The organism is Shewanella algae (assembly GCF_009183365.2).
Lineage (GTDB): Bacteria > Pseudomonadota > Gammaproteobacteria > Enterobacterales > Shewanellaceae > Shewanella > Shewanella algae.
The window spans coordinates 4,762,840-4,788,039 of record NZ_CP068230.1; the positions used below are offsets into that span (position 1 = coordinate 4,762,840).

Consider the following 25,200-nt stretch of genomic DNA (forward strand, 5'->3'; position numbering starts at 1 on the left):
CATCTCTATCATCAGGCCAGTAGGTTCAGCTGCCTATCGCGTCTGCGCTCGGCTTCTGTGTCACCTTTGGTTTCGTCCACCCGGGATGAAGCGATCGCGCCGGCATACCCTTCTCTGGCATCCTGCTCAGGTTGGTGTCGCTCGCTGTCGGTGGCTACATCCAGGGAAATATTGCCTTTGTGTTCCATGGCCAGTTCATTGCGCAGGCGTTCCAGGCCGCTGAGCAGAGCATCGCGCACATGGTTGTTGGCCGCATGCATCTGAATATGCAGTCGGTCACCGTCGAGGCGAATGTTCAGTTCTATCCGTCCAAGCTCTGGCGGGGTTAATTGCAGCTCGGCGGTTTGAATGCGTTGATCTATCTGAAAACGCAGTTGATCTCTGAGTGGCAGCAACAGCTCTCTGGCATGCTGCACCTGAGTTCCCTGAGCGCTCAGAGGCAAGGGGCCCCACTGGCTCACGCCCGGGCGCTCGCTTGTCAATGCAGCAACCTCCGGCTGCAGACCAAGCTCAGCCACAGGCTTGCTGGAAGGATCAGCATGCCAGGCCGCCAGCTGCGCCGCGGCATTGACCGTTAGCTGTTGCGACGGCATGGCGGTCTGCGCCATGGTGCCAACGGGCAGAAAAGGCGTGCCTTTGGCCTCAGTTGTCGCACTCGAAACTTGAGTAGCCGCTTGAGGCAAGGCGGCGGCCAATTGCAGGCTTTGTCCCCGCATATCACCCACACCTCTGCCCTCACCATTGAACGGGTTCGCTGCCACAGGTTGGCTGATGCCTGCCAGTGACAGATTGGTTTGCTGCGTGCCCACAATGCCCTGCGCCGTGATGCCGGCCAAAGGTGGCACTGTATTTTCATCATGACCTTGGCCCTGCAATTGCGCCAGGGGTGCTCCTGGCGGAGTGGTCACTTGGATTGCAGCTGGCTGCATCAAAGGCGGCAAGAGTTCCTTTACCACCACAGTATTTGTCGACATCTCGCCTGCCGACTCTGTCCCTGATTCCCTATCTTCTACTGTGCTGCTTTGCCCTTGAGTACTCTTTACCTGAGAGCCCTTCTCTTGAGCCCCCTGCGCTTTGGCATTCATGCCGGAAGCTGTGGAGTTGGCCGGCTGAGTCGCGGCCTGAGAAAGAGACTGTTCTTCCTGCCGATAAGAATCCTTTTTGCCACTGCTGTCCGGGTGAGCGGACAAGGGCACTTTTTTCGCCGGCGTTTCAGCCAGCGCCGGGATCAGCGCAATACTCAATACAGGTCTCCTTTACTCATGTTTCCCTCTTGAAACTCGGGTTGGCTGAGTTGGGTCAGTTGATAGGCGGACATGCCCTCTTGTTGTGCCAGCAGTTGCTGCATCTGCCGCTGTAGCGATTCACTCTTGGTTTGCAGCTGTTGCATCACTTGCGAGTGACAAAGCTCCAACTGTTTGCGCGCCTGTAACTCAGCCTGAGAACGGGGCTTTCCCTGCTGCCTGAGCAACTGGATCATCTGCCGGTTGACCCGGCATACTCCCTGCCAGTCTTCGGCCGCTGCCTGCTGTTGCAGGCGTTGTCCCAAGGCTTGCCAGCGGGCTATCACATACTCACTCAAGTTGGGCCCAACCTTCCCTAATCTGTTGAATAACCTGCACCACAGGCTGCAGTGCCTCTGGGTTATTTTCGACACTGGCGCTAACCAGTTGACGACTGCAATAGTCATAGAGACGGTTGAGGTTGGTTGCTACTTCGCCGCCGTTTTCAATGTCCAACAACACATCAAGCCCATGGATCACATTCAAACACTTGTTGATACTCTGGCCCTTGGCCTCAAACGCCTTGCGTTCCATATGCCCCGAGGCTCTGGCCAGTTCATCCAGCAAGCCATCCAGCAACATACGCACCATCTCATGGGGGTTGGCCGCCGCGGCCCGGGCATCCAAGCTGGCCTGACGGTAGCCGCTGAAAGGATCCTGCTCATAAAACATCGAATAATTCCTCAGTAAAACAATCCACTGGCACTGTTCAACTCATTGATGGTGGTTTCCATCGCGGTGAACTGCTTCAGGTAGATCTGATAACGCTGTTCCATCATGCGGTTATGGCGTTCCATATTGTCTTCGACCCGATCCAACTGGCGTTTCAGGTTGTTCTTCTTCATATCCATATAGCCATCGAAACGGGTATAAGGTTTAGTGATCTCCTGAACCTTATCGACCATGCCGCCCTTGGCTCCGAAGAGATCACTGATCGCCTGCGGCTGGGTCTTCAGGGCATTTTCCAGCTTTTTCTCATCCAGCTTTAGCTCACCATTACGGGTCAGTTCGATACCGGCATCGGCCAGAGTCAAACCATTGGGGGCAGCCTGGAAACTCAGCTCACGTAGCCTTTGTTGCAGGGTTCTCAGGCTGGTATCACCCTTGAGGATCCCCAGCTGACTCTCATCTATCTTGCTGCTCTTGCTATCCTTGTCGTCCTTGTCTTTCGAGTCATCCAGGGCATCAACCCCCAGGCCTCGAGTCAATTGACTTATCTGCCGCAGCAGCTCATTGACTGTATCCACATAGGCTTTAACTGCCTCTTTGCCGGCCTCTTGATCCGCCTTGATACTGATATTGCTGCTGTCACCGGCTTCATGAACCTTACGCAGTTCGATATCCACCCCGTCCACAACCTGAGTCAGCATGTTGCTGGCCGAGGTGATACTCATGCCATTGAGCGTAGCCTTGGCATCCTGAGCGGCCTGAGTCTCGACCATGCCCCAGTCAGCACCATCCAGACTGATACTAATACTGTTGGCCTTGCCGGTTTCCTTCGAGGTCAGCATCAGCTGCACCTGGCCGCCGGTGCGTACCAGGCTAGCCTGCACGCCCGGGTTATTGGGATGCTGGTTGATCATATCCCGCAGCTCACTGACAGAAACGCTGCCACCGCTGTTAACCATGGCCAGATCCACACTCATGCTCTTGCCACCCATGCTGATCTGAATAATCCCGGATGCCGGCAGAGTGGCATCTTCCGATGCAAAGGGCTTGACCAGTTGGTGTGCCTGAGCCAACTGCTCTACCGACAGCTGAAAATTCCCCTGCGGCGCCTTGGCCGAGCTGCTGACATAGATGTTTTCATCTGTGACCTCGGCGATATTGCCCTTGAAGGCATCGGTCCCAAGGGTTGTCAGCTTGCTGTTAAGACGATCGAGCCCCTTATCCAGCAAGGTGTAGGCATCCAACTGTTTCTGGTAGCCCGTTTTGCTGCTTTGATAGAGATTGTCTTTACCGGCCCTCTCGGCACTGATCAGCTGCTGCGCGAATTGGGCACCACTCATTCCGGAAATCATTTTCAACTCCTCATAGACACAGACTCGTGTCCTTGGAATATTCGGGGATAGCAAGAGGTATGCCATTCAAACGGCAAAGCTAACCCTTTGTAAAATTTGAAAGTTATTTAAGAGTGACTACTGTAGCTTGGTACAGTCTCTTCCTCGGAAGGCCTCAAACAGGAATCAGCTCTTCCGCCGTTTCTTTGTCGAGCTTAAAAAAAAGCGCCATCTTGACTGACGGCGCTTGGAACAAAATGTTTGCTTAGCCCAGCAGACCCATAACCAGACCAGTGTTCTGGTTGGCACGGGACAGTACGTTGGTACCGGCTTGAACCAGCAGTTGGTTCTTGGTCATGGCAGCTGATTCGTTGGCGAAGTCAGCGTCCATGATGCGACCGGCAGCAGCCTTGGTGTTTTCGGTCACGTTGGCCAGGTTAGAGGCAGTGTGGCCCAGACGGTTGATGTTGGCACCCAGAGTAGAACGGTTGGTACCGATTTCATCGATGAAGGTATTGATGGTATCTAGATCGTCAATCTTGGCTTTGGTTACATCAGGTTGGGTAGCCAGAGTCACTGTCATGGTTTCAGCCTTGCTGGCACCAATCTGCATGGCAACACCTGTACCCAGTTTGGTGAAAAGTTTTTCACCGGCATATTCAGTGCTGTCCTTGATACGGGTAGCTTCAGCTGTCAGTGCATCAAATTCTGCGGCCAGAGCGGCTTTGTCATCGGCTGAGTTCACACCGTTGGCGTGTTGGGTTGCCAGCTCTTTCATACGGTTGGCGATAGAGCTCAGTTCACTCAGGGCACCGTCGGCTGTTTGCAGCATAGAGACGCCGTCAGAGATGTTACGGCTGGCAGTGCTCATACCAACAACGTTGGCGTTCAGACGGTTGGCAATTTGCAAACCTGCGGCGTCATCATCGGCACCGTTGATGCGCAGACCGGTAGACAGGCGCTCCATGGCGGTAGACAACAGGCCGTTGTTTTTGTTTACGGAGTTCTGGGCAACCAGAGAGGCATAGTTAGTATGTACAGACAACATGGTTTGTTTCTCCCGAAGAGTGTATTTGTGTCATTAACAACAAAGCGACCCGAAAAAACCAAACTGAAAGCCTGATTGAAAAAAACTTTAAAAAGACCAAATTATTTGAGCAGATCCTCGGCGTGACCTCGGCCGATGTTGGCCTGGGCCAGCAACGCCTCCAGTTGCGAGCCGAAGCAAGCATCCACAGGTGGCAGAGAAATTTCCCCCAGTTGCTGTGATAAATTGCTGGTGACTTGCTGTTTCTGTGCCTGCCAATCCTGACGCCAGTGTTCTATCCGCCGCGCAGTACGCTCCAGCTTGGCCCGGGTCTGACGCAACATCTCCGGGCTGTCGAAACGCCATTCTCTGGGATCGCGCCAGTCGAGCAGTTCTTCCAGCCTGATATTGTGCATCTCACCGGCCGGCAGGCGCATACCCTGGCCACTGAGACCGAGATTACCCTGCAGCTGTTGCCACAGTTGGTCATCGCATTCAAACACAGCCTCTCGGTTTTCGACATTGAGTGAGATACCCAAAGGCGCCAGCTGCTCGTTGATTAACTGTGCCAAACGGCTCGGGTCGGTATTGGCCGGCAGTTGCAACGACAGGCTCTGTGGCCCATCGACTCCCGGCAGCAGCAGTTGCAGGCTTTCTTCCCTGTGTTTGGGCTCCAACAGGGAAACCGCCCTAAGCCGAAAGCGCCGCCGCAAGGCTCTGCGTCTGGGATAGATGATGTTGAACATGGGATCCCACAAGGGGTACTGCAGATAGCTGGGCTGCAACTGCTGCAACTGCTTTTGCAGCGACAACAGCCGCTCAAACTGTTCGGCAGAAGGCTTGATAAGCAGCAAGGGCCGCATCCTCTCAAGAACCCGCAGCACCTCTTCAAAACCTGCATCCACCAGCTGCATGGCACTGATGTTATGTTGCAGCCGGGTGGCCCGCTCCCAGCGCTCGAACGCCACTTGCCGATAAGGCAGCAGCTCGCGCCAACTCTCCTGAGCGCTGTTGACCACTGTCATATCGAGCAGGGGGGCACTCTGGCTGATGGGTCTTATCTGCCCGGCCAGTTGCAGGGCATCGGTAACCGAATGGATCATGGCACCCTATGACAGTCTTGGAACAAGTTAGGCGTCTCCCCAATCCTGATTAAAGCTGGTTGAACAGCGTCAGTTGGCTGATTTTGACAAAACTCTGCTGCGACACCCGCAAGGCTGTCAGCTTCATCTGAAACTCTGAGGTTGCCGCCGGATAGTCCAGCGCCTCGGTTTCACCTATCACTTCCTTGGTGAACAGTGCCATCTCCTGATGACTGCTCTTGCCAAGACTCAGGCGGTTCTGTTTGCCACCTATGTCTGTAATCGCCGCGCCTATACTGGAGAGGGTATCATCCAGAGACTGCATCATGGCGCCTGCCACGGCTTCAAAGTCGGCATCACCGGGAGCCTTGGCCGGATCCCGCAGCACTTCGACATACTCGGCGGCTTGATTGAGCAGATCCTGGCTACCGTTACCGAACCAGAACTCCTGCGCCGTGACATTGGCATCGACCCAGGAGTCGGCAGCTATCTGCACCTGACGATGCTGGGCATCCCCTTGAAACTGATAGCGGCCACTGCTGTCCAGTGCTACCGCCGGAGTACGGCTAAGGTTGCCGGAAAACAGATAGTTGCCGTCGGCATCCCTGGCGTTGAGGATATCGACACAGGTGTCCATCAGGGCCGATAGTTCATCGGCATAACCCTGTTGGTCGGCGGCCGACAGTTGACCACTGTTGGCGGAAATGACAATTTCCCGCATCCGGGTCTGCGCCTGCACCAGGCTATCGAGATAAGTTTCCACCCGTCCGAGACTGGTCGACAGGCTGTCGATATTGCTTATGTACTGTGAAGTCTTGGCCAGGTCCCGCTCGCAGTTGAGCACTTTTACCTTGCCTATGGGGTCATCGGAAGGACGCAGCAAGGCCTTGCCACTGGACAGCTGTTGATCCAGTTGCCCCAGTTGACTCAGTGTCTGTTGCATTGAGTGCAAGTTGGCACTGTACATATTAAACATGGCTACCCGCATTCAGGACTCCTTAAATACTGTCCAGCAGGGACTGGAACAGCCTATCGGCCGTGGCTATCACCCTGGCATTGGCCTGGTATGACTGTTGATAAACGATCAGGTTGACCCCTTCCTCGTCCAAATTGATGCCACTGGTGCTGGCCCATTGGCTCTGTGCTTCTTTCTGTAGTGCCAGCGCTGTCTTGTTCTCTTGCTGCGCTTGCCGGGAAATACTGCCCAGCTCACCCACCTTACTGGCATAGGCATTGCCCAGGGTGGCTCGACTGCCCATGGAGGCAAAGTCCAGCTCCTGATTGGCCAAGGCCACAAAGGCCTTGAGATTGCTGTTATCCCCCGGAGTACCATCCAGGCCGAAGGCCAGATCGCCGGAGTTCAGGCCCTGATTGAGCCGCAGACTGCCTGCCGGGTTGGAAGCATCCAAGTGCCAAATGGCTTGAGTCGCCTTATTGCCGGCCAGATCTGTGCCTTTAGCCTGAATGTCATTCATCTGTTGTGCCAACTGGGTTGCCAGTTCATCCAGGAAAGCCCGACTCTGTTTCAGGTTGGTATCCCGGTAGTTAAGTAGAGCCCCCAGCTGACCACCCGTCTCCTGCAACTTAAACTGAGACTGGCCAAAACTGAGCTCTAAATTGATTTGCTTGGGATTTGCCGGATCTGTCACGCCCTTGAGTGTTGCCGGAACAATACCACTCAGCAGCGGCTGCCCCTGAGAGAGCGAGATATTGGCCAGGCCCTTGTCATCCATCACTACCCGGATATCCATGAGTGAAGATAATTCAGCTATTGCGGCATCCCGGTTATCCAATAGCGAGGCCGAAGGCACTTTGGCAGCCCCGTCGGCGGCGATATCTTCATTCAAGCGAGCTATCTTCTCCAGCAGAGTATTGATCTCTTTGATGCTGGCCTGGGTCTGGCCGACGATTTGTTGCTCTTGACTGTCCAGCCCTGAGGCTATCGAGTTGAAACGCTGCGCCACGCCGTTGGCTTCATTGAGCACCGCCTGTCTGAGCGCCGGGTCATTGGGCTTTTCCATGGCCGCATTCATGGCGGCAAACAGATGATCCAAACCGGTAGAAAGGTTGTTGCTGTCGGCGGCCATCAGCTGTTCCAGCTGGCCGGCATAGCTCTGTTTAACACCGGCGAAGCCCACATCACTGCCGGTACGCCACAATTGCATCACCTGATACTGATCCGAAATCCGCCGCACCCCATCAACACTGACGCCATTACCGGCGCCATAGGCGCCACCACCGACTGAGCTGAGCAACACCTGCTGGCGGGAATAGCCAGGCACCATGGCGTTGCTGGTGTTGTTGGACATGACTTGTAAGGCCGCCATGCTGGCATTCAGCCCGGACATGGCGTTATTGAGCAGATTCATTCAGTCTCCTTGTGTACTGGCGGAACCAGGAGTGCAGGTTGCATTGCCATGGTCGTCTTCTCAGAAGAAGCGACCGGTTCGGCACTAAACTGAAGTTTTGCCCCCAATTGTCGACTCATAACATCCGCAAGCCCGGTCGATTGCATCTGCGACAACCTCAGTGCCAGCTCGGAATCATACCAATCCCGATACAGGCCATCGTTGCTGGATGACAGCAGATTCTCTTCATCGGCAATGGCATCGCTGGCGGTACGCATCTGTTTCAGCACAGTCTGCAAAAACATGGCTTCAAACTGCTGGCTGACCTGCTTCAGGGCGCCCTTTTCGCCATGCGCCTTAATCAGCTCGCCCGAATCGAGCCGCCCCAGCAGCCCCGGAGTTTGGGTTACTTTCATCAGATCACCACCAGATCAGCTTCCAGGGCACCGGCTTCTTCCAGTGCCTGCAAGATAGCCATCAGATCCATGGGAGAGGCTCCCATGCTATTGACGGCACGTACGATATCATTCAAAGAGCTACCCTCTGGCCAGACAAACATACGTCCGTCTTCCTGTTGAATATCCACATCCGAGTCATTGGTCACCACGGTCTGACCGGCGGCATCGCCAAAAATCCCCGGATTGGGCTGGCTCACCTGCTGCTTCTCTGTAATGGTCACTGTCAGGTTGCCGTGGCTGACGGCGGCCTTGCGCACCACCACATCACCGCCCATCACCACGGTCCCTGTGCGGGCGTTGAACACCACCTTGGGAGGAATGCGGCCGGGCTCGACCATGATGTCTTCCAGCATAGACATAAACATTACCCGCTCCCGCTCGGATTGCGGCGCCCTGACGCTCACCCGAGCATGGCTCTCGGCCTTGGCGACATCCGGGCCAAACACGGCGTTGATCGCCTTCTCAATATTGCGGGCACTGCGAAAGCCAGCCTGCTTGAGGTTGAGTATCACCTGCGGATTACTGGCAAAAGAGCTGGGAATGACAGCCTCGAGCAAGGCGCCCCCCGGAATACTGCCGACAGTGGGCACATTGATGGTCATGGAGGTGCCGTTGCGGCCCTGGGCCGACACGCCGCCCACCACCAGATTCCCTTGGGCGACGGCATAGATTTCACCGTCGACCGCCCGCAAAGGCGTCATCAACAGAGTGCCGCCCCTGAGGCTCTTGGCATCCCCTATGGAGGAGACGGTCACATCCAGAGTCTGCCCCGGGCTTGCCAGCGCCGCCACATTGGCAACCACGGCCACGGCGGCAACGTTTTTCAGCTTGGGATCCATGCTGCCATCAATCTGCACCCCAAACTGTTTCAGCATGTTCACCACCGACTGGCCGGTAAACTTCACCTGGTTCTTGTCACCTGTACCGTCGAGACCCACCACCAGGCCATAGCCCACCAGTTGGTTTTCGCGGATCCCCTGCACATCTACCATATCCAGCAGATGGCGACTCTTCTCGGCCAACACCTGGCCCGGCATGGTAAGCCCCAGCAACAGCAGAGCTAAAAGCAGTCTTGTCATCTTCATTCCTGTTACATAGGGAACCAGGGGCTGTTGAAGTAGCGAGCCGCCCAGCCCATGGCATTGCTGTCGGCAATGGCGCCCTGGCCACCGTAGATAATGCGGGCATCGGCAATCCGCTGCGATGAGATGGTGTTCTGGTTGTCTATGTCGTCGGAGCGGATAAGCCCGATCAGACGCAGATACTCATCCCCCTGACTGAGGCGAAGCCATTTCTCACCGCGGATCAGCAGCACGCCGTTGGGCATCACCTTGGCCACTGTCACTGTAATGGCGCCGGAAAGCTGGTTCTGCTGAGTCGTGGCGCCGCTGCCATTGAAGCCACGACCAAACTTGCCCTCACCATTGGCGCTGAAACTACTGTCATCCACCCCGCCCTGAACGCCAAAGTTCAGATCCTGAGACTTATTGGTCTGGGTATTGGCCTTCTTGCTGGAGTAGGTTTTCTCATCCAGGGAGACTGTGAGTATGTCTCCCTCGCGAAAGGCCCGCTTATCCTTGAACAGGGTCAGCATAAAACCGGGGCGATACAGGCTGCCGTCTTTGGCTTCCGGCAAGGAGTAGTCCACCTCAGGCGGCGCCCATTCTTTGTTGCCCGGCTGCTGTTCTGCGTCGGGGAAGTGGGAGATACAGCCGCTGAGCGACAGCATCAGCAGCGCCAACAAGAGTCTCATGGTCTTCATACCGATTGGTTCAGGAACTTGAGCATATCGTCGGTGGCTGAGACCACCTTGGCGTTCATCTCGTAGGCTCTCTGGGTCGAGATCATCTCTACCATCTCTTCGACCACATTGACGTTGGCCCCTTCGAGCGCCCCCTGGCGTAAACTGCCCAACGCTTCCTCGCCGGGAACTCCTTCTATCGGCACACCGGAAGACGCGGTTTCGTGGTACAGGTTATTGCCTCGGGACTCGAGCCCGGCCGGGTTGGCAAAGTGCGCCAGGGTGATCTGTCCCAGCTCCATCGCCTCTGCCTGACCCGCCACTTTGGCACTCACCACACCGTTTTCGGCTATAGTGATCCCGGTGGCGGTTTCGGGGATCTGGATGTTGGGCACCAAGGGCAGCCCTTGGGAGGTCACCATAATGCCGTCGCTGTTACGATAAAACTGGCCGTCACGGCTGTATGCCACTTCGCCATTGGCTTCTTCAATCTGGAAAAACCCCTGGCCCTCAATAGCGATGTCCAGTTGCTGATTGGTAGTGAGTATGTCGCCTGTGGTGAACACCTTCTGGGTGCTGGCCACTCGGGCGCCCGTGCCCAATTGCAGCCCTGATGGCAACTCATTGAGCTCGTCTACTTGGCCACCTGGTTGGCGCTGTACCTGATAGAAGAGATCGTTGAAACCGACTCTATCGCGCTTGAAACCTGTGGTATTAACGTTGGCCAGGTTGTTGGCGATGGTCGTCATCTTCACATCCTGAGCAGTCAATCCTGTCTTACTCACCCATAATGCCGATTGCATTTAGACTCTCCTCAATATTAGGCGTCACGCAGCAGGCGATTACCCGCCTCAGCCAACTTCTCTGCGCTTTTCATTAACTTAATTTGCACTTCAAACTGACGTCCCAGATCCATGGAGGCTAGCAACTCACCAACGGCATCGACATTGCTGCTCTCCAGCGCGCCGGAAGCCAGCCGCACTTGCTCGGACACCTGGGCCTCGCCGTTGTTGGCATACAGCAAACCATCGGCGCCCTTGTGCAGCTGATTCTGGGCAGCGTTCACCAGCTTGAGCTGGGCAACCTCTTCAATCAGCCCACCCTGTTCGGCCACTATCGACAGGCGGCCGTCTTCACTGACAATCAGCTCGCGATACTGAGGCAGCACCAAAGGCCCATTGGCGCCCATCAAGGGGAACCCCGCCACTGTCAGTTCACCGTTGGCACCTTCGCTGATGGCGCCGTTACGGGTATAGGCTTCGCCCTGAGGTGTTTGCACTGTGAAATAGCCATCGCCCTTAATCGCCATATCGAGCCGGCGCCCAGTGCTGACTATCTCTCCATGGCGACTGTTGAAACCGACATTCTGGGTCTGCGGCAAGATCCGCGAAGCAAAGCTTCCCTGGGTCTCAGGCACAGGAACCGCAGCAACCCGCTCCAGATCGGCACGAAAGCCCTGGGTATCGGCATTGGCCAGGTTGTTGGCCCGAATCGCCTGGGACTGCAGAATGCGGCTGGCACCCTGGGCCGCGGTATAAATCATCTTATCCATGAGTCATCCGTCAGATGGCGTTCAGCAGCGCCTGCTGCATGGTCGAGTTGGTGTCCAGTACCTTGGCATTGGACTGATAGTTACGCTGCGCCGTCATCAGGCTCACCATCTCGGCCGTGGTATCTACGTTGGAACCCTCAAGATAGGCGCCCTTCAGGCTGCCCAGAGTACCGCTGCCAGGCGCGCCGACTGTGGCCTGTCCTGCTGAGGCAGAGGCCTGCCAGGCGTTGTTGCTCACAGGCGTCAAACCGTTGGGATTGTTGAAATCGGCCAGCACCACCTGGCCCTGCAGCAACTCCTGACCATTGGTGTAGGTACCAAAGAGCATCCCGCTGTCATCCAGGCGTATCTTGTTGAATTCACCGGCGGCATAACCATCCTGACTCAGGCTGGAGTTGTTATAGTCATTGGCATATTGAGTGAACCCTTCATAGTTCACCGCCAGGCTGACATCCTCGGCACCGGCCTTGGCGGGCAGAGTCAGGCTCAGCTTGTCGCCGCCGCTCAGGCTGCCCTTCTTGTCAAACTGCAGGTTGTGGCCGTCTTTGGGTTCGAGAACGGCCGAGTCCAGCACGAAGTAGACTTTCCATTCATTGTCGCCTGTCTTGGCGTAGTACTGGGTCAGGGATCTCTGGTTGCCGAGTGAGTCGAACACACTGACAGTACCCGAGGAGTGATAACTCGCCGGGTCTGTGGGCGAAAATGGCGTCGTTGCAGGATCTATGGCTTCCATACGCGCATCCAGGTTGGACACCTGATTGACCAGAGTCGACGCCTTGGCCGGCAGAGAACCTGTCTTGATCTGCAAGTCACCCATGGTGCCTGTTTGCAGCACGCCATCGGCCGTGGCCGGATAGCCCTGCAGACGGTTGCCGACAGGATCTGTGATAAAGCCCAGTGCATCCTGGCCGAAAATCCCGGCGCGGGCATAAAGATTGGAGCCATCGGTGCCACGCAACATAAAGAAGCCACTGCCCTGGATCCCCATATCCAGCTCACGGCCTGTGTAGGTCAGCGTGCCCTCACGGGAGAAGTTCTGGCTGGTATTCATCACATTGACACCGGCACCCATGCCACTGTTGTAGATGGCGGCAAACTCGCTGCGGCCACCACGGAAGCCCCAGGTAGAGGCGTTAGCAATGTTGTTACTTATGGTGTTGAGGTCCTGACTGGTGGCCTGTAATCCACTTAGCGCAATATTGAAAGACATCTTGTCTCCTGTTATGAAACTTCGGAAATATCCAGCACAGACACTGTGCCCAAACCGTTGGCCAGCTCAGCCATCATCATGCCCTTGGCACTGACGAAATGAACCTTGCTGATTTCACCGGCGAGAAATGACTGAGCCTTCAATGCTTTTTCACCGTCGCTGGCCTGAACTTTCAATTGGTATTCCCCCGGAGGAAGCCCCAGTCCTTCGGGATCTATCTGAAAACTGACATCACCTGCCGCCTGACTGCCGAGCTCCAGGGTTTTGACGACTTCCCCGTTTTTATCGCTGATCTCCACAGTCACCGCCGAGGCGCTGTGCTCCAGATAGACTTTGCCGTCTATCACATGTTCGGCCGCGGTAAAGCTGTCTGCCGGCACCATAGCCTGCTTACCGATAAGGGAAGCCGATTGCACCAGCCCGAGGTTTTCCATCATGGTCATCTGGTTTTTCTGGTTCTGGCGCATCGCCTCGAGGCTCTCCACCTGGGAGAACTGCGCCAACTGGCCCAGATACTCACTGGCATCCAGGGGGTTGGTAGGGTCCTGGTTCTTGATCTGGGCTATCATCAACGACATAAACTCGTTCTTCAGCGAAGCGGGATCATTGCCGTTGGCACGGATGGCATCTGTCTTCTGGCCATCTTCGCGGGTATTGACGTTCTGTACCTGTTGCATCCTCTATTCCCTTATTTACCCAGAGCCAGGAGTCCCTGCTGCATGGAGCGGGCGCGGTTCATCACTTCGACACTGGTTTCAAAAGCGCGGCTGGCGGCCATCATGTCGGCCATCTCTTCCACTGTGTTGACATTGGAATAGGTCACATAGCCATCGGCGTTGGCCAGCGGGTGGCCGGGTTCATAACGGGTTTCCAACGGTGCATCGGACTGCACCAGGGCCTTGATCTGCACCTTGGCACTGACGCTGTTGTTTTGTTGCTGATAGAGGGTGGAAAATACCGGTTTTATCGCCCGGTAGGCGCTATCACTGGACTCGGCAGCCACACCTGCGTTGGCCAGGTTACTGGCGATCGCGTTCAGTCTCAGGGTCTGCACCGTCATGCCACTGCCGGCAACCTGATATATCTCTACAAATGACACGATTACTTCCCTTCGATAGCGGCCTTCAGGCCTTGGATTTTCATGTTGAGAAAGGTCAGGCTGGTCTGAAAGTCCATGGCATTTTGTGAAAAACGCGCCTGCTCCTGCCCCAGTTCAACCGTGCTGTTATCGGCACTGGACTGATAAGGTACCCGATACCCCACTGTATACTGCCCTCCAAAAGGGATGCCGGCATCCAGCTGCGCCATCAGAGCACCAAAGTCCAGATCTCTGGCCTGGTAGCCGGGTGTTTCGGCGTTGGCCAGGTTTCCGGCCAGCACCTTGCTGCGCTCAACCCTGAAATCCAATAATTGAGGATGCAGACCCAATGCCGCATCGAGCTTGATAGCCATGGTTTCTCCTAGTAAGGTATCCATAGGTTTTCGCTCCTTGTAACAAATACCATGCCAATAGTTTTTATCCTTAAAATACAATGACTAACAAGCCAACCATCAATAATTGCGGAACCCTGATTTCCCCTTTTGCCTTGCTGCTTTTGCTGTTGTTTCCGCTGCATCCGTTGCCGGCGGCCGCCTCGGCCAACCAGGTCGAGCAAGCGGCCAGACAATATCTGCAGCAGCAACTGCAGCAGTTTGCTGCGGCGCAACAGATGAAACCGCTTCAAAGCAAGATTCGAATGACACTGCCATCTGGGGTCAAGCGCCTGGCCGACTGCCCGCAAAAGCCGGACATCAGCCTGGCCAACCCTTCGGCGCCGCTCTGGGGACGGGTATCTTTGGAGGTGCGTTGTCCGGCGGCCGACTGGCGTTTCTTTCTACGGGCCAGGGTCGAAGCCAAGGCCCAATTGCCTGTGCTAACACAAACCCTGCACAGAGGCAGCATAATCGACGCGCAGAACATAGAGTGGCGCTGGCTGGAGTTGCAGGCCAGTGACAGAGACATTGTCAGCAGCCAACGCGATCTCATAGGCAAACAGGTGGCGCGCAGGATCCGCGCAGGTGAAGCCATCTTGCTGCGCCAGCTGAGCCAGAGTGATTGGGTGCGTGCCGGTGAACAGGTGATCATCCAGGTCAGCCAGGAGGGTTTTGAAGCTCAAATGCCGGGTACCGCGCTGGAAAGTGCCTCCCGGGGAGAAGTGATTAGGGTGCGAAACTTAAGCTCGCAGAAGGTCATCAAGGCCTACCCGATAGCGCAGGGCATAGTCACACCACAAAAGTAATTACATCACAAAAATAATTTTATTTTTTACGGATCCGGTCGCCTTTACTCACTAGAGCACATTATTTCGGGGGTTCAATGGAAATCACTCAGCGTCTGCATGCGGTTGTCAGCGACAGCGGCGTCACCGCAGCGAATCGGCGTCAACGCCAGGAAACCACGGTATCCGCAGCCCAGCAGGATAAGGTCAGCCCTGAGTATCACTGGCTGAATCAGGCCCAGACTCAACTGGCTCAGGAGAGCGAGGTAGATCAACTCAAGGTGGCCAGCTTGCGTCAGGCACTGCAACAGGGCAATTTTGAACTGGATGTCGAGGCCATGGCCAAAGCGATGCTGCAGCAGCACGGGAAACAGGACAAGTAAGCCATCCATGAGCAATAAACGCGAAGCACTGCAAAGTCTGGTCGCCGGGATCCGCCAGGACATACTGGACTACCGGGAGTTAAAGAAGCTGCTGCAACAGCAGCGCCAGTTGATGCTGCGCCATGACAATCAAGGGCTTATCCAGCATAACCAGCAGCAGGATCAGTTAGTTGCCAAGTTACAGCACAATTCGCTGCAGCGCGCCGCACATCTGGCACAAATAGGTGTCAGCAATGATCATCAGGGCATACGCCAACTGCAGAGTAAACTGCCCGAGCAGGCAGCTCACAAACTGGAACAACTGTGGCAGCAACTGCTGCAACAGGCCAGAGAGAGCCAGAGACTCAACGAGCTCAACGGCCAACTGCTGGTGCGCCAACAGGAGATCATCCGCGGCATTCTGGGGCTGGGAAATGCCGATGAGTACCCACAGAATCTCGCCTCACCTCAGTTTCCCTGAAGCCTTAAGCCGCGCCGTACTGCCGCCCGCCAACTCATCAAGCTGAAACTGCTCCTGCTGCTCTAGCCGTCGTCGCTGTCGCTGTTGCTGCTGCCCGTCAAACCAATTCACCCGCTGATAACGCCCCAACTGCTGCAGCCATAAGCCCTGCAGCCTTTGTTGTTCATTGCCGAGCAACTGCTGCTGAGTATTGAGACTCTGCTTCAATGGTTGCAGCCTTTGCAGCAAGGCCTGACTGTTGCAAAGCCCCACTATTGAGCCCTGACGAAACTGGCTGTAATGGGACTCCAGTAACGCCACCTGCTGCTGTTGCCCCTGTACCTGGGCCTGACGTTGCTGCAGCGCCTGTTTTTGCTCCGCCAACTCGCTGAGCTTACGCTGCTCAAGATGGCTCAGGCGTTGCAACAGTTTCATGACTCACCTCGCAGTGCGCGGGTCAGCGATTGCAGTTGTTGTTGGCTGCCCGAAAGGTCAACCGCCTCGTCTGTGGTTTGGGTCAGGTAGTCGGCAATCCTCGGGTAATGGCTCACGGCGGCATCCAACTCGGGATCCTGCCCCGGTTGATAACCGCCCAACGGCAAGAGCTCACGTACTTCCTGATAACGCGCCAACATACGCCGAACCAGTGCCATCTCCTGCTGTTGTTCCTTGGGGGCAATCTGCAGCGCCAAACGACTGATAGAGGCTCCCAAATCCAGTGCCGGGAAATGCCCGGCCTCAGCCAAGCGGCGGCTCAGGAAGAAGTGACCATCCAGTATCGCCTTGGCCGCATCGGCGATGGGATCCTGCGTATCTTCCCCTTCGGTCAGCACAGTGTAAAACGCCGTCAGGGTTCCCTGTGGATGAGTGCCGTTGCCCGCCATCTCCACCAATGAAGGCAGTTGGGCGAAGGCCGAAGGCGGATAGCCTTTGGTGGCCGGCGGTTCCCCCAGACTCAGGGCTATCTCCCGCTGTGCCTGGGCGTAACGTGTCAGTGAATCCACCAGTAGCAACACCCTATGGCCCTCGTCGCGAAAGCCACAGGCTATCTGGTGACACAGGCGCATGGCTCTGAGGCGCATCAAGGGGGAAGTATCTGCCGGAGCGGCAACCACCACGGCGCGGCGGCGCCCCTCTTCGCCCAAGGCCTGCTCGATAAACTCGCGCACCTCACGGCCGCGCTCGCCGATGAGCCCTACCACCACGCGGTCGGCCTCGGTGAAGCGGGTCATCATCCCCAGCAGTACACTCTTGCCCACCCCGGGACCGGCAAACAAGCCTACCCTTTGACCGCAGCCAACCGGCAGCAAGCCGTTGACGGCTCTGACCCCTACATCAAGAATGCGGGTAATGGGTTGCCGGGCAAGAGGATTGGGCACCTGAGTGACCGGGCGACAAAACTGCACGCCACTCAGCGGCCCGAGCTGATCCAGCGGCTGGCCAAGGCCGTCGAGTACCCGGCCGAGCAGGCCGGCACCCAAAGGGATCTTATGGGTCTCTGTCTGGGGAATGACCCGGGCGCCAGGGCTCAGCCCCTGGGTGTCTGTGATAGGCATCAGGCAGAGGATCCCCTGATGGAACCCCACCACCTCGGCCTCGACATAGGCGCCATCGCGCCGCTCCACCATGGCGCGATCGCCAATCCCCAGGTTGCAGCCGACCGCCTCCAGCAACAGGCCACTCACGCGGGTCAGGCGTCCGTATATCTGGGCTACCGGTACCCGGGGCCAGTTTCCGGCCAGGACATTAGTCTTCATTGCTGGCGACTGTGGCCTCGGCTTCTGGAATCAGGTCGTCGTTCAAATGAGCTTCAACCTGATCCATACAGTTGTTGAGGCGGGTTTCCATGGAAGCATCGGCATCGCACTGATCACAAACCACCCGGCAACTGCCCTGGCTCAGGCTGTCGTCGGCCACCAGGTGCCAGTCAGCCACCTTGTCGGCCGCCAGATGCTGTAGCTGTTTGATGGTTGAGGGTTCCAGGTGGATCTTGATATCGCTGGCATCCTTGGGCAGTGCCTGCAGGGTTTCTTCAACCAGGGCAATGATCTGCAGTGGCTGCAGCGACAACTCGCAGCGGATCACCTGCTGTGCCACCCTTCTGACCAGGTCGACAATCAACTGCTGTTGCGCCTGGATCTGCTCGGCGTGGCTCTCGGCGAGCAACTGCTGCAATGCCGTCATGGGCGTCAATAGCTGATTCAACTGCTCATCTATCTGTGCCAACCCCTGGCTGCGCCCCTGCTCCAGCCCATCCCGCAGCCCGGATTCCTGACCCGCTTGGCGCCCCTCGGTTTCGCCCTGAGTCTTGCCGGCTTCAAAGCCCTGTTCCCAGCCTTCCTGATAGCCCCGCTCCAACGCTTGCTGGAAGTCTTGCCAGTTGCCTTGTTCAGGACTCTCCCCTTCCAGGGGAGCAAATTGATAACGGCGCACCTGAGATGCACCTATGCGCCAAAGGCGACTATCTGCACCCATTATTCAACCACCTGTTCTTCAAACAGTTGCAGCTCGATTTCGCCGTTCTGCATCATCTCTTTGGCCGTTTCCATAATGTTGCGTCGCGCCTCATTGGCCATGCTCAGCGGCACAGCGCCCAAGGCCTCGGCCTGGGTCTCAATGGCGGAAGACATACGCTTGGGCAGGGCGTTTAGCAGAGTGCGTTTCAGTTCGCCATCAATACCCTTGAGTGCCAGTGCCAGCGACTCGGCTTCGACCGCCCCGAGGATTTCCTGCAGGGTTTCCGGCTTCTGACGGCCCAGGATGATAAAGTCGAACATGTTTTCGGTAACATCATTGGCCAGATGCTTGTCCTGCAAGCGTATCATCTGCATCAGATGTTCACGGTCACCATCGAAGCGGTTGAGAATGTCGGCCACCTGACGCACGCCGGACACCTGGGTATGGCTTTTCTCCATCGCCATCACCATGCAGCGCTCCACCAGTTGCCGCAGCTCTTCCACCACATCCCGATCCAGCTCGCCGAGGCGGGCTATGCGTACCAGCACTTCGTCCTGGTTGTCTCCCGGCAGATGTTGTAATACCTGAGCGGCAATTTCCGGTGGCAAGAGTCCCAACATAATGGCCTGCAGCTGCACATGTTCGTGCTGCAGCTCCCGCGCCAACAGCTTGGCATCGACCCACTCCAGCCGCTTCACCAACATCTTGACCTCATCGCCATAGATGCTGTCGATAAGCCCCTTGGCGACTCTGTCACCCAGTGCCAAATCCAGGGTTTTCTGGAGATAGGCTCTCGATGCCCGGGCGATACCTGCCTGCTCTTTGTAGCGGTTGAAGAAGCGATCCAGTACAGATTCCGCTTCCTGCTGGGTCACCGAAGACAGGCGTGCCATCTTGTAACTCAGTTGTTCCACATCCTGGCGGTCGAGGTGCGCCATGACCTGAGAGGCACCTTCCTCACCCATACACAAGAGCAACATGGCCGCCTGCTCAAGATTGTCCAGAGTCGTTTGTTCAGTCACGATTTTTGTCCTTCATCCAATGGCTGATCACTTCGGCGACTCTGGCGGGTTCTTCCGTTGCCAGCAGTCCCAGGTGCTGCATTTTCACCGTCAGTGGCGAGCCGGGCGGTGGCAGATTCGACTGCGGCAAGGCCTTGCTGTCCTCAGCCTGCAATGCCAGCTGAGGCGGCTCAATGGCTTGTGTCAGGGGCTCGGCTTCCAGTGCCATTTCAGCGGCTTTGTCACCGGCCTTGTTGCCAGAGTGTCTTGAGCCTGAATCACCGCGGGTCAGGTGCTGAACCAGGGGGCGCAACACGAACAGAATAAGCAGTAAGGCCAATAGAGTGCCTATGCCATATTTCAGGTATTCACGCAGATGCTCGTTCTGCCACCAGGGCAAAGCTTCTATCACGGGCTTTTCCGGCACCACGAAGTCAAAACTGTTGATATTGATCTGATCGCCACGAGCCTCGGAAAAACCTATGGCGTCTTTAACCATGTCGCTTATCTGCTGCAACTGCTGCGGTTGCCAGCCTTCTTTGCCTGCCGCCTGTTGGTTCAACAGGATGGCTACCGACAGCCCTTCCAGCTGCATCTGTTGGAATTTGGTGTGCCGCACCGAGCGCCCAACTTCGTATGAGCGGGTTTCCTGTTGCCGCAGACTGCTTTCCTGATTGTCCTCTTTCTTGCCCTTCTTGCCGGACACAGGCTTGTTGCTCAGAGCGCCGGGGATCCCCAAGGCCAGGTTGCCGTTGGTTTGGTCTTTGTTGAGCGTTTCCTGAGTCATCACAGGATTGGGATCCACAGACTCGCGGGTTTCCTCTATCTGGTTAAAGTTCACCCTGGCGACCAGCTGCACCTGATAATTGTCCCGCCCCAGAATCGGATTCAACATGGATTCGGCGCGGGCGATCAGGTTGTTTTCCAGCTCATGGGTATACTTGAGCTGCTTGCTGCGGGATTGGCTGATGTCCTGGCCGGAGGCCATATCGGCATTCAGGTAGTTGCCGGCCTGGTCGACTATCTGCACCTGTGCCGGGGTCATGCCGGTAATGCTGCCGGAAACCAGGTTGGCAATAGCGCTGACCTGTGACTCATCCAAACGCGCCCCGGAATAGAGTTCCAACAACACAGAAGCGGTCGGCTTTTCCGGCTCGGCACGGATGAACAGGGTTCGCTTGGGAATCGCCAGATGCACTCTGGCATAACGTACGGCTTCGAGCGCCATTATGGTGCGCGCCAGTTCCCCTTCCAAACCATGAAGATAGCGGGCATGCTCCATAAACTGGCTGGTACCTATGGGCGCCTTGGCCAGGTTTTCCAGTCCTTCCGGCAGTTGAGCTTGTACTCCTTTGGCCGCCAGCAGGAGCCGCGCCGAACTCAACTTGTTTTCCGCCACCAGGATCTGTCCCGAATTGGCTTCCAGGCGATAGTCAATGCCTTCACCCTCAAGCACTTCAATGATCTGGCTGCTGTCGACCTTTTCCTTGAGCCCGTACAAGGGCCGATATCCCTGGCTACCACTCCAGAGGAACAACACCAGCACACAGGCCACTGCCGAGGCCAGTATGGCCAGCAACAGCATTTGGTTTACATGGGATAGCTTCCCCTTGATCGCTTCCAGCATGGGCTTCTGTCCGGCGGCAGACGGTTTTGCCGGTAGAGCTAAACTCGTTGACATCTATTGTCCTTAAATGGGCATTTTCATAACATCATCAAAGGCTTGAACAAGGCGGTTACGCACCTGCATCAAGGCCGAAAACGACAGACTGGCCTTTTGAGACGCCACCATGGCGCCCACCAGATCATCGCTCCTGCCGCTGTCGACCGCTTGGGTCAGCATTGATGATGTCAGCTGATCTTGATTGATCTCCTGCAGCTTCTGCTTCATCAGGCTGCCAAAGGAGACGACTTGGGGAGTATGGCCATCGATGGAAGGCATGATTGCGCCCTGGGCAATCTCCTTGTGGATAGCCAGTGTTTGCTGGATATTGTTAAAACCGGCGGAAATACTATTGTTGCTCATTGCTGCCATTCTCTGTTGTCAGCCATTCAGGCGGCCTTGGCCTTGGCTAAAAGGCTGTCGATATCTATGCCCGCATCCCGCATCTGTACCAGCTTGTAGCGCAGTGCCCGGGTGGTCATTCCCAAAGCATCGGCACTGCGACTGCGGTGACCGCCAAAACGCTTCAAAATCTCAATCACATATTGGAACTCTGCATGTTTCTTGGAGGCTTTAAGCCCATTGGAAGGTTCCGGAATGGAATTTACACTTGCAATATTTTCCGGCAGCCTGATGCCTAAATCGACAACCTGTAAAATAGTGCCATGACGCATAACCAATGCCCGCTGAATGACATTTTCCAGCTCTCTGACATTACCAGGCCAGTTATAATTAATTAGCGAATTTTTAGCCGCATCGCTTAAATAACATTCTTGACCATTGGTCAAATAGCCATAAAGCTGAATAAAATGTTCCGCAAGCGGAATAATATCTTCCGCCCTTTCCCTAAGGGGTTTTAATTCCAGTGTCAACACATCCAAACGATAATAAAGATCTTCCCGGAATCGGCCTTGAGATACAGCTTCTTTTAAATTTTTGTTGGTAGCTGCAATAACGCGTATGTTCAAAGGAATGATTTTATGACCGCCGACTCTTTCGACTTCTCTCTCCTGCAATACCCGCAAGAGTTTTGCCTGCAAAGATAAAGGCAGTTCCGCTATTTCATCCAACAACAGAGTGCCACCTTCTGCCAACTCGAATTTGCCCGGTTGATCTGCGCTGGCCCCGGTAAAGGCACCTTTAACATGGCCAAATAGTACCGACTCGAGTATCTGCTCAGGAATGGCGGCGCAGTTCACCGCCACGAAGGGCTGCTCTCTGCGACTGGAATGGCGATGAATGAAATGTGCCAGCGGCTCTTTGCCGGTACCACTCTCGCCGGTGAGCAAAACTGTGGTATCCGCCTTGGCGGTTCTGTGGGCTAGCATCAACAGCTGCCGACTCAGGGGAGAAGCCACCACCAATTCGCTGTCTTCCTGCTCCATCTGCCTCAGGCGAAACAGCAGCTTGATCAGTTGGCTTTCATCCAGGGGCAGCAGCAGGTAGTCCTGAGCCCCGGCCTGCATGGCCTTGACCGCCAGCTCAGTCTGCTCAGGTTGCAGCAACGCCACCAAATTGTGGGCCCGCTGTCGATGCAGACGTCCGGCTACCTGCTCGGGGCTGCAGGCAGAAACATCGACCAGCGCCAGCCAGCTGCTGATCCCTTCAATGATATTAAACCCTTCCTGTTCCATGAGCTGGGCTGTCTGAGTACTGACCAGCCCCTTGCAGCCAACCACGCTGTAGTTTTTCAAGACTCTATCCTCATACCGCTTTGACCAGTCGAATCCGTACTCTACGATTCACTTCGGACTGTTCCTTGGAATAGGGCTGACGATTGCCATGATGTCTGGCTTCTATCATCTGCCGTTTCACCCCCAGCTCCACCAGAGCCGCCACCACGTTTTCCACTCTGTCTTTGCTCAATACCAGATCCGCCAGCCTGGAGCTGCCGTCGTCTGCGTGACCATCGATCAGGATTTTTTTGATGTTGCGATCCACCGCCACATAACGGGCCACGGCTTGAATATCGGCCTGCATGGACGAATCCATTCCAGCGATTCCTGAGGGGTAAAAAATAGATAAATCATGAACATAGTCATAATCTTGTGGGAGCAGTTGTTGGCGGCACTGGCGCAAGGGTTGTAACTGGCTTCGGGCACTGAGGGTATCGACCTCAAGCAGGAATCCATCACTTTGTCCAAGTTCAAATGTCCAGCGCCATCCCTGCTCCAGCCCCTTGATAAAGACGCCCAGTTCCCCGCTTCTCAGGCTGGCCTTTCCTGTTTGCCATTGCATCTGCCGGCTCTGCACCTTGCCCGGAAATCCCTCGCCCCATGCCGGATAGCCAACGCTGGCGTTTACGCTGTGGGCTTGATTGAGCCAGGAGGAGATCAGGGACAAGTTGGAATGTTGCCCTGGCAGTAGTTCCAGCTGCAGTAAGCCGGCTCCGGCAACAGCAACGCTGAGCCGGCAACCAAAGGGGCTGCTACTCAGTTGCCAGGCATCATCGTCCGCGGCCACTCTGTAGGTCACCGTCTGCGTGATGGGTTCTGCGAAACTGATAGCGCTGAACAGCAAGAAACACAGGGCTAGGGTCAAAGGCTTCAACACAGTAAATTCCAGTTAGTGAAGGATAAATAGATGGAATAATTACAATGTAAATTCCTTTGTTATTACCCTTAATTTCAGCGATGAATTCGAATTGAACTAAATATACTCCAAGCACCTAAAACCCAGAGGTAGGCGCTATTTTAATCGCTATTAATATAGCCAATTCGATTAACCTTAAAACAGTTAAAAATCTCTTAGAATATTAAACAATCATTTTTCTATCGAGAAAATTGACGGCGAAAATAGCTCATACAAATGTATCCTGTCAAATTACAAAGCGCTTTTTTTGATTAACATCAATGTGTCAATTTTTTGTCTTGTAACCATTTTTTGACACTGAATAAATACACACTTTTCAGCTTGTATGATGCCCAGACTTTGATAATATTCTGCCCCCTACGTCTAATATGTCATTGGTTATTTTTTATCAAAAAATTAACTTATTTTGTAGCTGTATTGTTGCGAACGGCGACTGCGCGGTAATGGTTTAATGAAAATAACTGCACGGTAATAATGGAATGAAGATAACTGCACGGGCAGAGCTAATAAAATCAGATCAGACTCATGATTGTAGGCCGATTGCTCTAATTCGAGAAAAATTAGCCCGTAGTCGTTTATTCGGACAGTTGGATAACTGTAATCAAGGATTATTACAAGCGCTAAATCAAATACTCAAACCATTGACAAGACAGGGACTTCCGGCATTGATTCGTACCGAATTAACGCCCGGTGAAACTCTGCTGAAAAGTTGTAATAAACATCATTGGTTTGCCTTTAAATATCAACGCAAGCTATTGGGTTTATTGCGAATTGATCGCTGTACCCTCGAACAGCTGGCCAGCAGCTACTATGGCGGTCAATCCGGCAAGCTGTACTCGCCGCTGGGAGCGCCGACTCAGTCGGAATTTCGCTTGGGGCTCAAACTGATGCAGGCGGTGCTGGAAAGCATGCCCTTTGATCCCATCAAGCCGGACGAACTGCAGATAGAACTGTCCGGTGCCGAGACTGAATACAGGGTCGCGGCCCTTTGGTCGATGAGCTTTCCGGACAGCCATTACACCAGTCCTATGTTGTTTGCCATGACAGACGAACTGCTGGGACGTATCGGTCAGGCTGCCCCCCAATATCAACAAGCCGACAATCTCGAACAGGCACTGGAACAACAACTGACCCAGATCCCGGTCAAGCTCAAGCTGGAGCTGGGCTGGCAACCCATGCCGGTACAAGCTCTGGCCGAACTGCAGCCCGGGGAAATCATTCCACTGAATCTGCATCAACGCTGCCCGATTTCACTGGGAGGGCTGACTTTGTTCTACGGCTCGGTACACAGCCACCAAGGCAAGTTGGTCGCTCGCCTGAATCAAGATGCTTTCCAACAAAATGAGGATGATCAAAGTGGATGGACAAACATCGCTGAGTGATGATTTTTTACTCGACAATGAACTGCTCGAAGAGCCGTTGACCTCGGTACAGGTAAAGCCCTCCCGGGATATGAGCTTCTTCAAGCAGTTGCCTGTGCAGGTCACTCTGGAACTGGCCAGTACTGAGATGACACTCGGCGAACTCACCCATATGGGACAGGGGGATGTTATCGCCCTGGATCGCATGGTGGGTGAGCCTTTGGATATCCGGGTCAATGGCGCCCTGCTCGGACGCGGCGAAGTGGTTGAAGTCAATGGTCGTTACGGTGTGCGGCTGCTGGAGGTCGTTGCCAGTGGCGCAACCTTGGTCAAAGAATAGCGGCC

Annotated in this window: 30 protein-coding genes; 5 read left to right on the forward strand and 25 right to left on the reverse strand. The window is 55.3% G+C overall.

Annotated features, from left to right (window positions below; all coding sequences use genetic code 11):
- Positions 1 to 11: 11 nt before the first annotated feature.
- From E1N14_RS21265 to E1N14_RS21345, 17 genes are all read right to left on the reverse strand, one after another.
- Positions 12 to 1,244 (reverse strand): flagellar hook-length control protein FliK, encoded by a 1,233-nt coding sequence (locus tag E1N14_RS21265; protein ID WP_062793329.1) that lies wholly within the window; start codon positions 1,242 to 1,244, stop codon positions 12 to 14.
- The gene (locus E1N14_RS21270) at positions 1,241 to 1,582 is read right to left on the reverse strand and encodes a hypothetical protein (protein WP_025009149.1); all 342 of its coding nucleotides are present in this window, start codon (positions 1,580 to 1,582) and stop codon (positions 1,241 to 1,243) included. Before E1N14_RS21270 ends, E1N14_RS21265 begins: the two co-directional genes overlap by 4 nt.
- A complete protein-coding gene (gene fliS / locus E1N14_RS21275) occupies positions 1,575 to 1,955 on the reverse strand; it encodes a flagellar export chaperone FliS (protein WP_025009148.1) in 381 nt (126 codons plus the stop codon). The genes E1N14_RS21270 and fliS overlap by 8 nt, the downstream gene beginning before the upstream one ends.
- A gap of 11 nt (positions 1,956 to 1,966) precedes the next feature.
- Positions 1,967 to 3,304 (reverse strand): flagellar filament capping protein FliD, encoded by a 1,338-nt coding sequence (gene fliD / locus E1N14_RS21280; RefSeq protein WP_025009147.1) that lies wholly within the window; start codon positions 3,302 to 3,304, stop codon positions 1,967 to 1,969.
- Positions 3,305 to 3,548: 244 nt separating this feature from the next.
- The gene (locus tag E1N14_RS21285; protein WP_025009146.1) at positions 3,549 to 4,331 is read right to left on the reverse strand and encodes a flagellin N-terminal helical domain-containing protein; all 783 of its coding nucleotides are present in this window, start codon (positions 4,329 to 4,331) and stop codon (positions 3,549 to 3,551) included.
- A 101-nt stretch (positions 4,332 to 4,432) separates the two neighbouring features.
- On the reverse strand, positions 4,433 to 5,413 hold the full coding sequence (locus E1N14_RS21290) for a hypothetical protein (RefSeq protein ID WP_025009145.1): 981 nt from the start codon (positions 5,411 to 5,413) through the stop codon (positions 4,433 to 4,435).
- A gap of 49 nt (positions 5,414 to 5,462) precedes the next feature.
- A complete protein-coding gene (flgL, locus tag E1N14_RS21295) occupies positions 5,463 to 6,380 on the reverse strand; it encodes a flagellar hook-associated protein FlgL (RefSeq protein ID WP_025009144.1) in 918 nt (305 codons plus the stop codon).
- Positions 6,381 to 6,390: 10 nt separating this feature from the next.
- Positions 6,391 to 7,761, reverse strand: coding sequence for a flagellar hook-associated protein FlgK (gene flgK, locus E1N14_RS21300; protein WP_025009143.1), 1,371 nt, complete (start codon positions 7,759 to 7,761; stop codon positions 6,391 to 6,393).
- Complete coding sequence (locus E1N14_RS21305) at positions 7,758 to 8,156, reverse strand: rod-binding protein (RefSeq protein ID WP_025009142.1); 399 nt, start codon at positions 8,154 to 8,156, stop codon at positions 7,758 to 7,760. Before E1N14_RS21305 ends, flgK begins: the two co-directional genes overlap by 4 nt.
- Positions 8,156 to 9,277 carry a flagellar basal body P-ring protein FlgI gene (locus E1N14_RS21310; RefSeq protein WP_025009141.1) on the reverse strand — a complete coding sequence of 374 codons (1,122 nt, stop codon included), beginning with the start codon at positions 9,275 to 9,277 and terminating at the stop codon, positions 8,156 to 8,158. Before E1N14_RS21310 ends, E1N14_RS21305 begins: the two co-directional genes overlap by 1 nt.
- A gap of 11 nt (positions 9,278 to 9,288) precedes the next feature.
- Complete coding sequence (flgH, locus tag E1N14_RS21315) at positions 9,289 to 9,951, reverse strand: flagellar basal body L-ring protein FlgH (RefSeq protein WP_025009140.1); 663 nt, start codon at positions 9,949 to 9,951, stop codon at positions 9,289 to 9,291.
- A gap of 5 nt (positions 9,952 to 9,956) precedes the next feature.
- Positions 9,957 to 10,742 carry a flagellar basal-body rod protein FlgG gene (flgG, locus tag E1N14_RS21320; RefSeq protein WP_025009139.1) on the reverse strand — a complete coding sequence of 262 codons (786 nt, stop codon included), beginning with the start codon at positions 10,740 to 10,742 and terminating at the stop codon, positions 9,957 to 9,959.
- A gap of 17 nt (positions 10,743 to 10,759) precedes the next feature.
- The gene (locus tag E1N14_RS21325) at positions 10,760 to 11,491 is read right to left on the reverse strand and encodes a flagellar basal body rod protein FlgF (RefSeq protein ID WP_025888436.1); all 732 of its coding nucleotides are present in this window, start codon (positions 11,489 to 11,491) and stop codon (positions 10,760 to 10,762) included.
- A gap of 10 nt (positions 11,492 to 11,501) precedes the next feature.
- Entirely contained in the window at positions 11,502 to 12,701 is a 1,200-nt protein-coding gene (flgE, locus tag E1N14_RS21330) for a flagellar hook protein FlgE (protein WP_025009138.1), read from the reverse strand.
- Between the two features lie 11 nt (positions 12,702 to 12,712).
- The gene (locus E1N14_RS21335; RefSeq protein WP_025009137.1) at positions 12,713 to 13,378 is read right to left on the reverse strand and encodes a FlgD immunoglobulin-like domain containing protein; all 666 of its coding nucleotides are present in this window, start codon (positions 13,376 to 13,378) and stop codon (positions 12,713 to 12,715) included.
- 11 nt (positions 13,379 to 13,389) lie between these two features.
- Entirely contained in the window at positions 13,390 to 13,800 is a 411-nt protein-coding gene (flgC, locus tag E1N14_RS21340) for a flagellar basal body rod protein FlgC (protein WP_025009136.1), read from the reverse strand.
- A 2-nt stretch (positions 13,801 to 13,802) separates the two neighbouring features.
- Positions 13,803 to 14,153 (reverse strand): flagellar basal body rod protein FlgB, encoded by a 351-nt coding sequence (locus tag E1N14_RS21345; protein ID WP_025009135.1) that lies wholly within the window; start codon positions 14,151 to 14,153, stop codon positions 13,803 to 13,805.
- Positions 14,154 to 14,233: 80 nt separating this feature from the next.
- Here E1N14_RS21345 and flgA point away from each other — a divergent pair, with 80 nt between their 5' ends.
- The 3 genes from flgA (at position 14,234) to flgN (ending at position 15,802) form a co-directional block, all read left to right on the forward strand.
- Complete coding sequence (gene flgA, locus E1N14_RS21350; protein WP_025009134.1) at positions 14,234 to 14,980, forward strand: flagellar basal body P-ring formation chaperone FlgA; 747 nt, start codon at positions 14,234 to 14,236, stop codon at positions 14,978 to 14,980.
- A 77-nt stretch (positions 14,981 to 15,057) separates the two neighbouring features.
- Positions 15,058 to 15,342 (forward strand): flagellar biosynthesis anti-sigma factor FlgM, encoded by a 285-nt coding sequence (gene flgM, locus E1N14_RS21355; RefSeq protein WP_025009133.1) that lies wholly within the window; start codon positions 15,058 to 15,060, stop codon positions 15,340 to 15,342.
- A 7-nt stretch (positions 15,343 to 15,349) separates the two neighbouring features.
- Positions 15,350 to 15,802: a flagellar export chaperone FlgN gene (gene flgN / locus E1N14_RS21360; protein WP_062793328.1), complete on the forward strand. Its 453-nt coding sequence runs from the start codon at positions 15,350 to 15,352 to the stop codon at positions 15,800 to 15,802.
- Here the strand turns inward: flgN and E1N14_RS21365 are convergent.
- From E1N14_RS21365 to E1N14_RS21400, 8 genes are all read right to left on the reverse strand, one after another.
- On the reverse strand, positions 15,785 to 16,216 hold the full coding sequence (locus tag E1N14_RS21365) for a hypothetical protein (protein WP_025009132.1): 432 nt from the start codon (positions 16,214 to 16,216) through the stop codon (positions 15,785 to 15,787). The two genes, flgN and E1N14_RS21365, sit on opposite strands and share 18 nt — an antisense overlap.
- A complete protein-coding gene (locus tag E1N14_RS21370; RefSeq protein ID WP_025009131.1) occupies positions 16,213 to 17,538 on the reverse strand; it encodes a FliI/YscN family ATPase in 1,326 nt (441 codons plus the stop codon). Before E1N14_RS21370 ends, E1N14_RS21365 begins: the two co-directional genes overlap by 4 nt.
- Entirely contained in the window at positions 17,528 to 18,256 is a 729-nt protein-coding gene (gene fliH, locus E1N14_RS21375) for a flagellar assembly protein FliH (RefSeq protein ID WP_025009130.1), read from the reverse strand. Before fliH ends, E1N14_RS21370 begins: the two co-directional genes overlap by 11 nt.
- Positions 18,256 to 19,242 (reverse strand): flagellar motor switch protein FliG, encoded by a 987-nt coding sequence (locus E1N14_RS21380; protein WP_025009129.1) that lies wholly within the window; start codon positions 19,240 to 19,242, stop codon positions 18,256 to 18,258. Before E1N14_RS21380 ends, fliH begins: the two co-directional genes overlap by 1 nt.
- A 10-nt stretch (positions 19,243 to 19,252) precedes the next feature.
- On the reverse strand, positions 19,253 to 20,920 hold the full coding sequence (gene fliF / locus E1N14_RS21385; protein WP_025009128.1) for a flagellar basal-body MS-ring/collar protein FliF: 1,668 nt from the start codon (positions 20,918 to 20,920) through the stop codon (positions 19,253 to 19,255).
- Positions 20,921 to 20,929: 9 nt separating this feature from the next.
- Entirely contained in the window at positions 20,930 to 21,265 is a 336-nt protein-coding gene (gene fliE, locus E1N14_RS21390) for a flagellar hook-basal body complex protein FliE (RefSeq protein WP_025009127.1), read from the reverse strand.
- Positions 21,266 to 21,291: 26 nt separating this feature from the next.
- Entirely contained in the window at positions 21,292 to 22,536 is a 1,245-nt protein-coding gene (locus tag E1N14_RS21395; RefSeq protein WP_051546793.1) for a sigma-54 dependent transcriptional regulator, read from the reverse strand.
- 70 nt (positions 22,537 to 22,606) lie between these two features.
- Positions 22,607 to 23,455, reverse strand: a complete 849-nt coding sequence (locus E1N14_RS21400) for a MotY family protein (protein WP_025009125.1) — start codon at positions 23,453 to 23,455, stop codon at positions 22,607 to 22,609.
- 704 nt (positions 23,456 to 24,159) lie between these two features.
- Between E1N14_RS21400 and E1N14_RS21405 the strand changes: the two genes are divergently transcribed.
- Both E1N14_RS21405 and fliN read left to right on the forward strand, forming a co-directional pair.
- On the forward strand, positions 24,160 to 24,876 hold the full coding sequence (locus E1N14_RS21405) for a flagellar motor switch protein FliM (protein WP_051546781.1): 717 nt from the start codon (positions 24,160 to 24,162) through the stop codon (positions 24,874 to 24,876).
- The gene (gene fliN / locus E1N14_RS21410) at positions 24,842 to 25,195 is read left to right on the forward strand and encodes a flagellar motor switch protein FliN (protein ID WP_028780412.1); all 354 of its coding nucleotides are present in this window, start codon (positions 24,842 to 24,844) and stop codon (positions 25,193 to 25,195) included. The genes E1N14_RS21405 and fliN overlap by 35 nt, the downstream gene beginning before the upstream one ends.
- Positions 25,196 to 25,200: the final 5 nt, after the last annotated feature.

Excerpts from the sequence above, each read along its gene's own strand:
- flgM (WP_025009133.1), top strand. The coding sequence starts at position 15,058 with ATGGAAATCACTCAGCGTCTGCATGCGGTTGTCAGCGACAGCGGCGTC.
- fliF (WP_025009128.1), bottom strand. The coding sequence starts at position 20,920 with ATGTCAACGAGTTTAGCTCTACCGGCAAAACCGTCTGCCGCCGGACAG.
- flgH (WP_025009140.1), bottom strand. The coding sequence starts at position 9,951 with ATGAGACTCTTGTTGGCGCTGCTGATGCTGTCGCTCAGCGGCTGTATC.
- E1N14_RS21365 (WP_025009132.1), bottom strand. The coding sequence starts at position 16,216 with ATGAAACTGTTGCAACGCCTGAGCCATCTTGAGCAGCGTAAGCTCAGC.
- flgL (WP_025009144.1), bottom strand. The coding sequence starts at position 6,380 with ATGCGGGTAGCCATGTTTAATATGTACAGTGCCAACTTGCACTCAATG.
- E1N14_RS21395 (WP_051546793.1), bottom strand. The coding sequence starts at position 22,536 with ATGGAACAGGAAGGGTTTAATATCATTGAAGGGATCAGCAGCTGGCTG.
- E1N14_RS21285 (WP_025009146.1), bottom strand. The coding sequence starts at position 4,331 with ATGTTGTCTGTACATACTAACTATGCCTCTCTGGTTGCCCAGAACTCC.
- flgG (WP_025009139.1), bottom strand. The coding sequence starts at position 10,742 with ATGCAATCGGCATTATGGGTGAGTAAGACAGGATTGACTGCTCAGGAT.
- flgE (WP_025009138.1), bottom strand. The coding sequence starts at position 12,701 with ATGTCTTTCAATATTGCGCTAAGTGGATTACAGGCCACCAGTCAGGAC.
- fliH (WP_025009130.1), bottom strand. The coding sequence starts at position 18,256 with ATGGGTGCAGATAGTCGCCTTTGGCGCATAGGTGCATCTCAGGTGCGC.
- E1N14_RS21305 (WP_025009142.1), bottom strand. The coding sequence starts at position 8,156 with ATGAAAGTAACCCAAACTCCGGGGCTGCTGGGGCGGCTCGATTCGGGC.
- E1N14_RS21370 (WP_025009131.1), bottom strand. The coding sequence starts at position 17,538 with ATGAAGACTAATGTCCTGGCCGGAAACTGGCCCCGGGTACCGGTAGCC.
- fliN (WP_028780412.1), top strand. The coding sequence starts at position 24,842 with ATGATCAAAGTGGATGGACAAACATCGCTGAGTGATGATTTTTTACTC.
- flgN (WP_062793328.1), top strand. The coding sequence starts at position 15,350 with ATGAGCAATAAACGCGAAGCACTGCAAAGTCTGGTCGCCGGGATCCGC.
- E1N14_RS21345 (WP_025009135.1), bottom strand. The coding sequence starts at position 14,153 with ATGGCTATCAAGCTCGATGCGGCATTGGGTCTGCATCCTCAATTATTG.
- E1N14_RS21310 (WP_025009141.1), bottom strand. The coding sequence starts at position 9,277 with ATGACAAGACTGCTTTTAGCTCTGCTGTTGCTGGGGCTTACCATGCCG.
- E1N14_RS21290 (WP_025009145.1), bottom strand. The coding sequence starts at position 5,413 with ATGATCCATTCGGTTACCGATGCCCTGCAACTGGCCGGGCAGATAAGA.
- fliS (WP_025009148.1), bottom strand. The coding sequence starts at position 1,955 with ATGTTTTATGAGCAGGATCCTTTCAGCGGCTACCGTCAGGCCAGCTTG.
- E1N14_RS21325 (WP_025888436.1), bottom strand. The coding sequence starts at position 11,491 with ATGGATAAGATGATTTATACCGCGGCCCAGGGTGCCAGCCGCATTCTG.
- flgA (WP_025009134.1), top strand. The coding sequence starts at position 14,234 with ATGACTAACAAGCCAACCATCAATAATTGCGGAACCCTGATTTCCCCT.
- fliD (WP_025009147.1), bottom strand. The coding sequence starts at position 3,304 with ATGATTTCCGGAATGAGTGGTGCCCAATTCGCGCAGCAGCTGATCAGT.
- flgK (WP_025009143.1), bottom strand. The coding sequence starts at position 7,761 with ATGAATCTGCTCAATAACGCCATGTCCGGGCTGAATGCCAGCATGGCG.
- E1N14_RS21335 (WP_025009137.1), bottom strand. The coding sequence starts at position 13,378 with ATGCAACAGGTACAGAACGTCAATACCCGCGAAGATGGCCAGAAGACA.
- fliE (WP_025009127.1), bottom strand. The coding sequence starts at position 21,265 with ATGAGCAACAATAGTATTTCCGCCGGTTTTAACAATATCCAGCAAACA.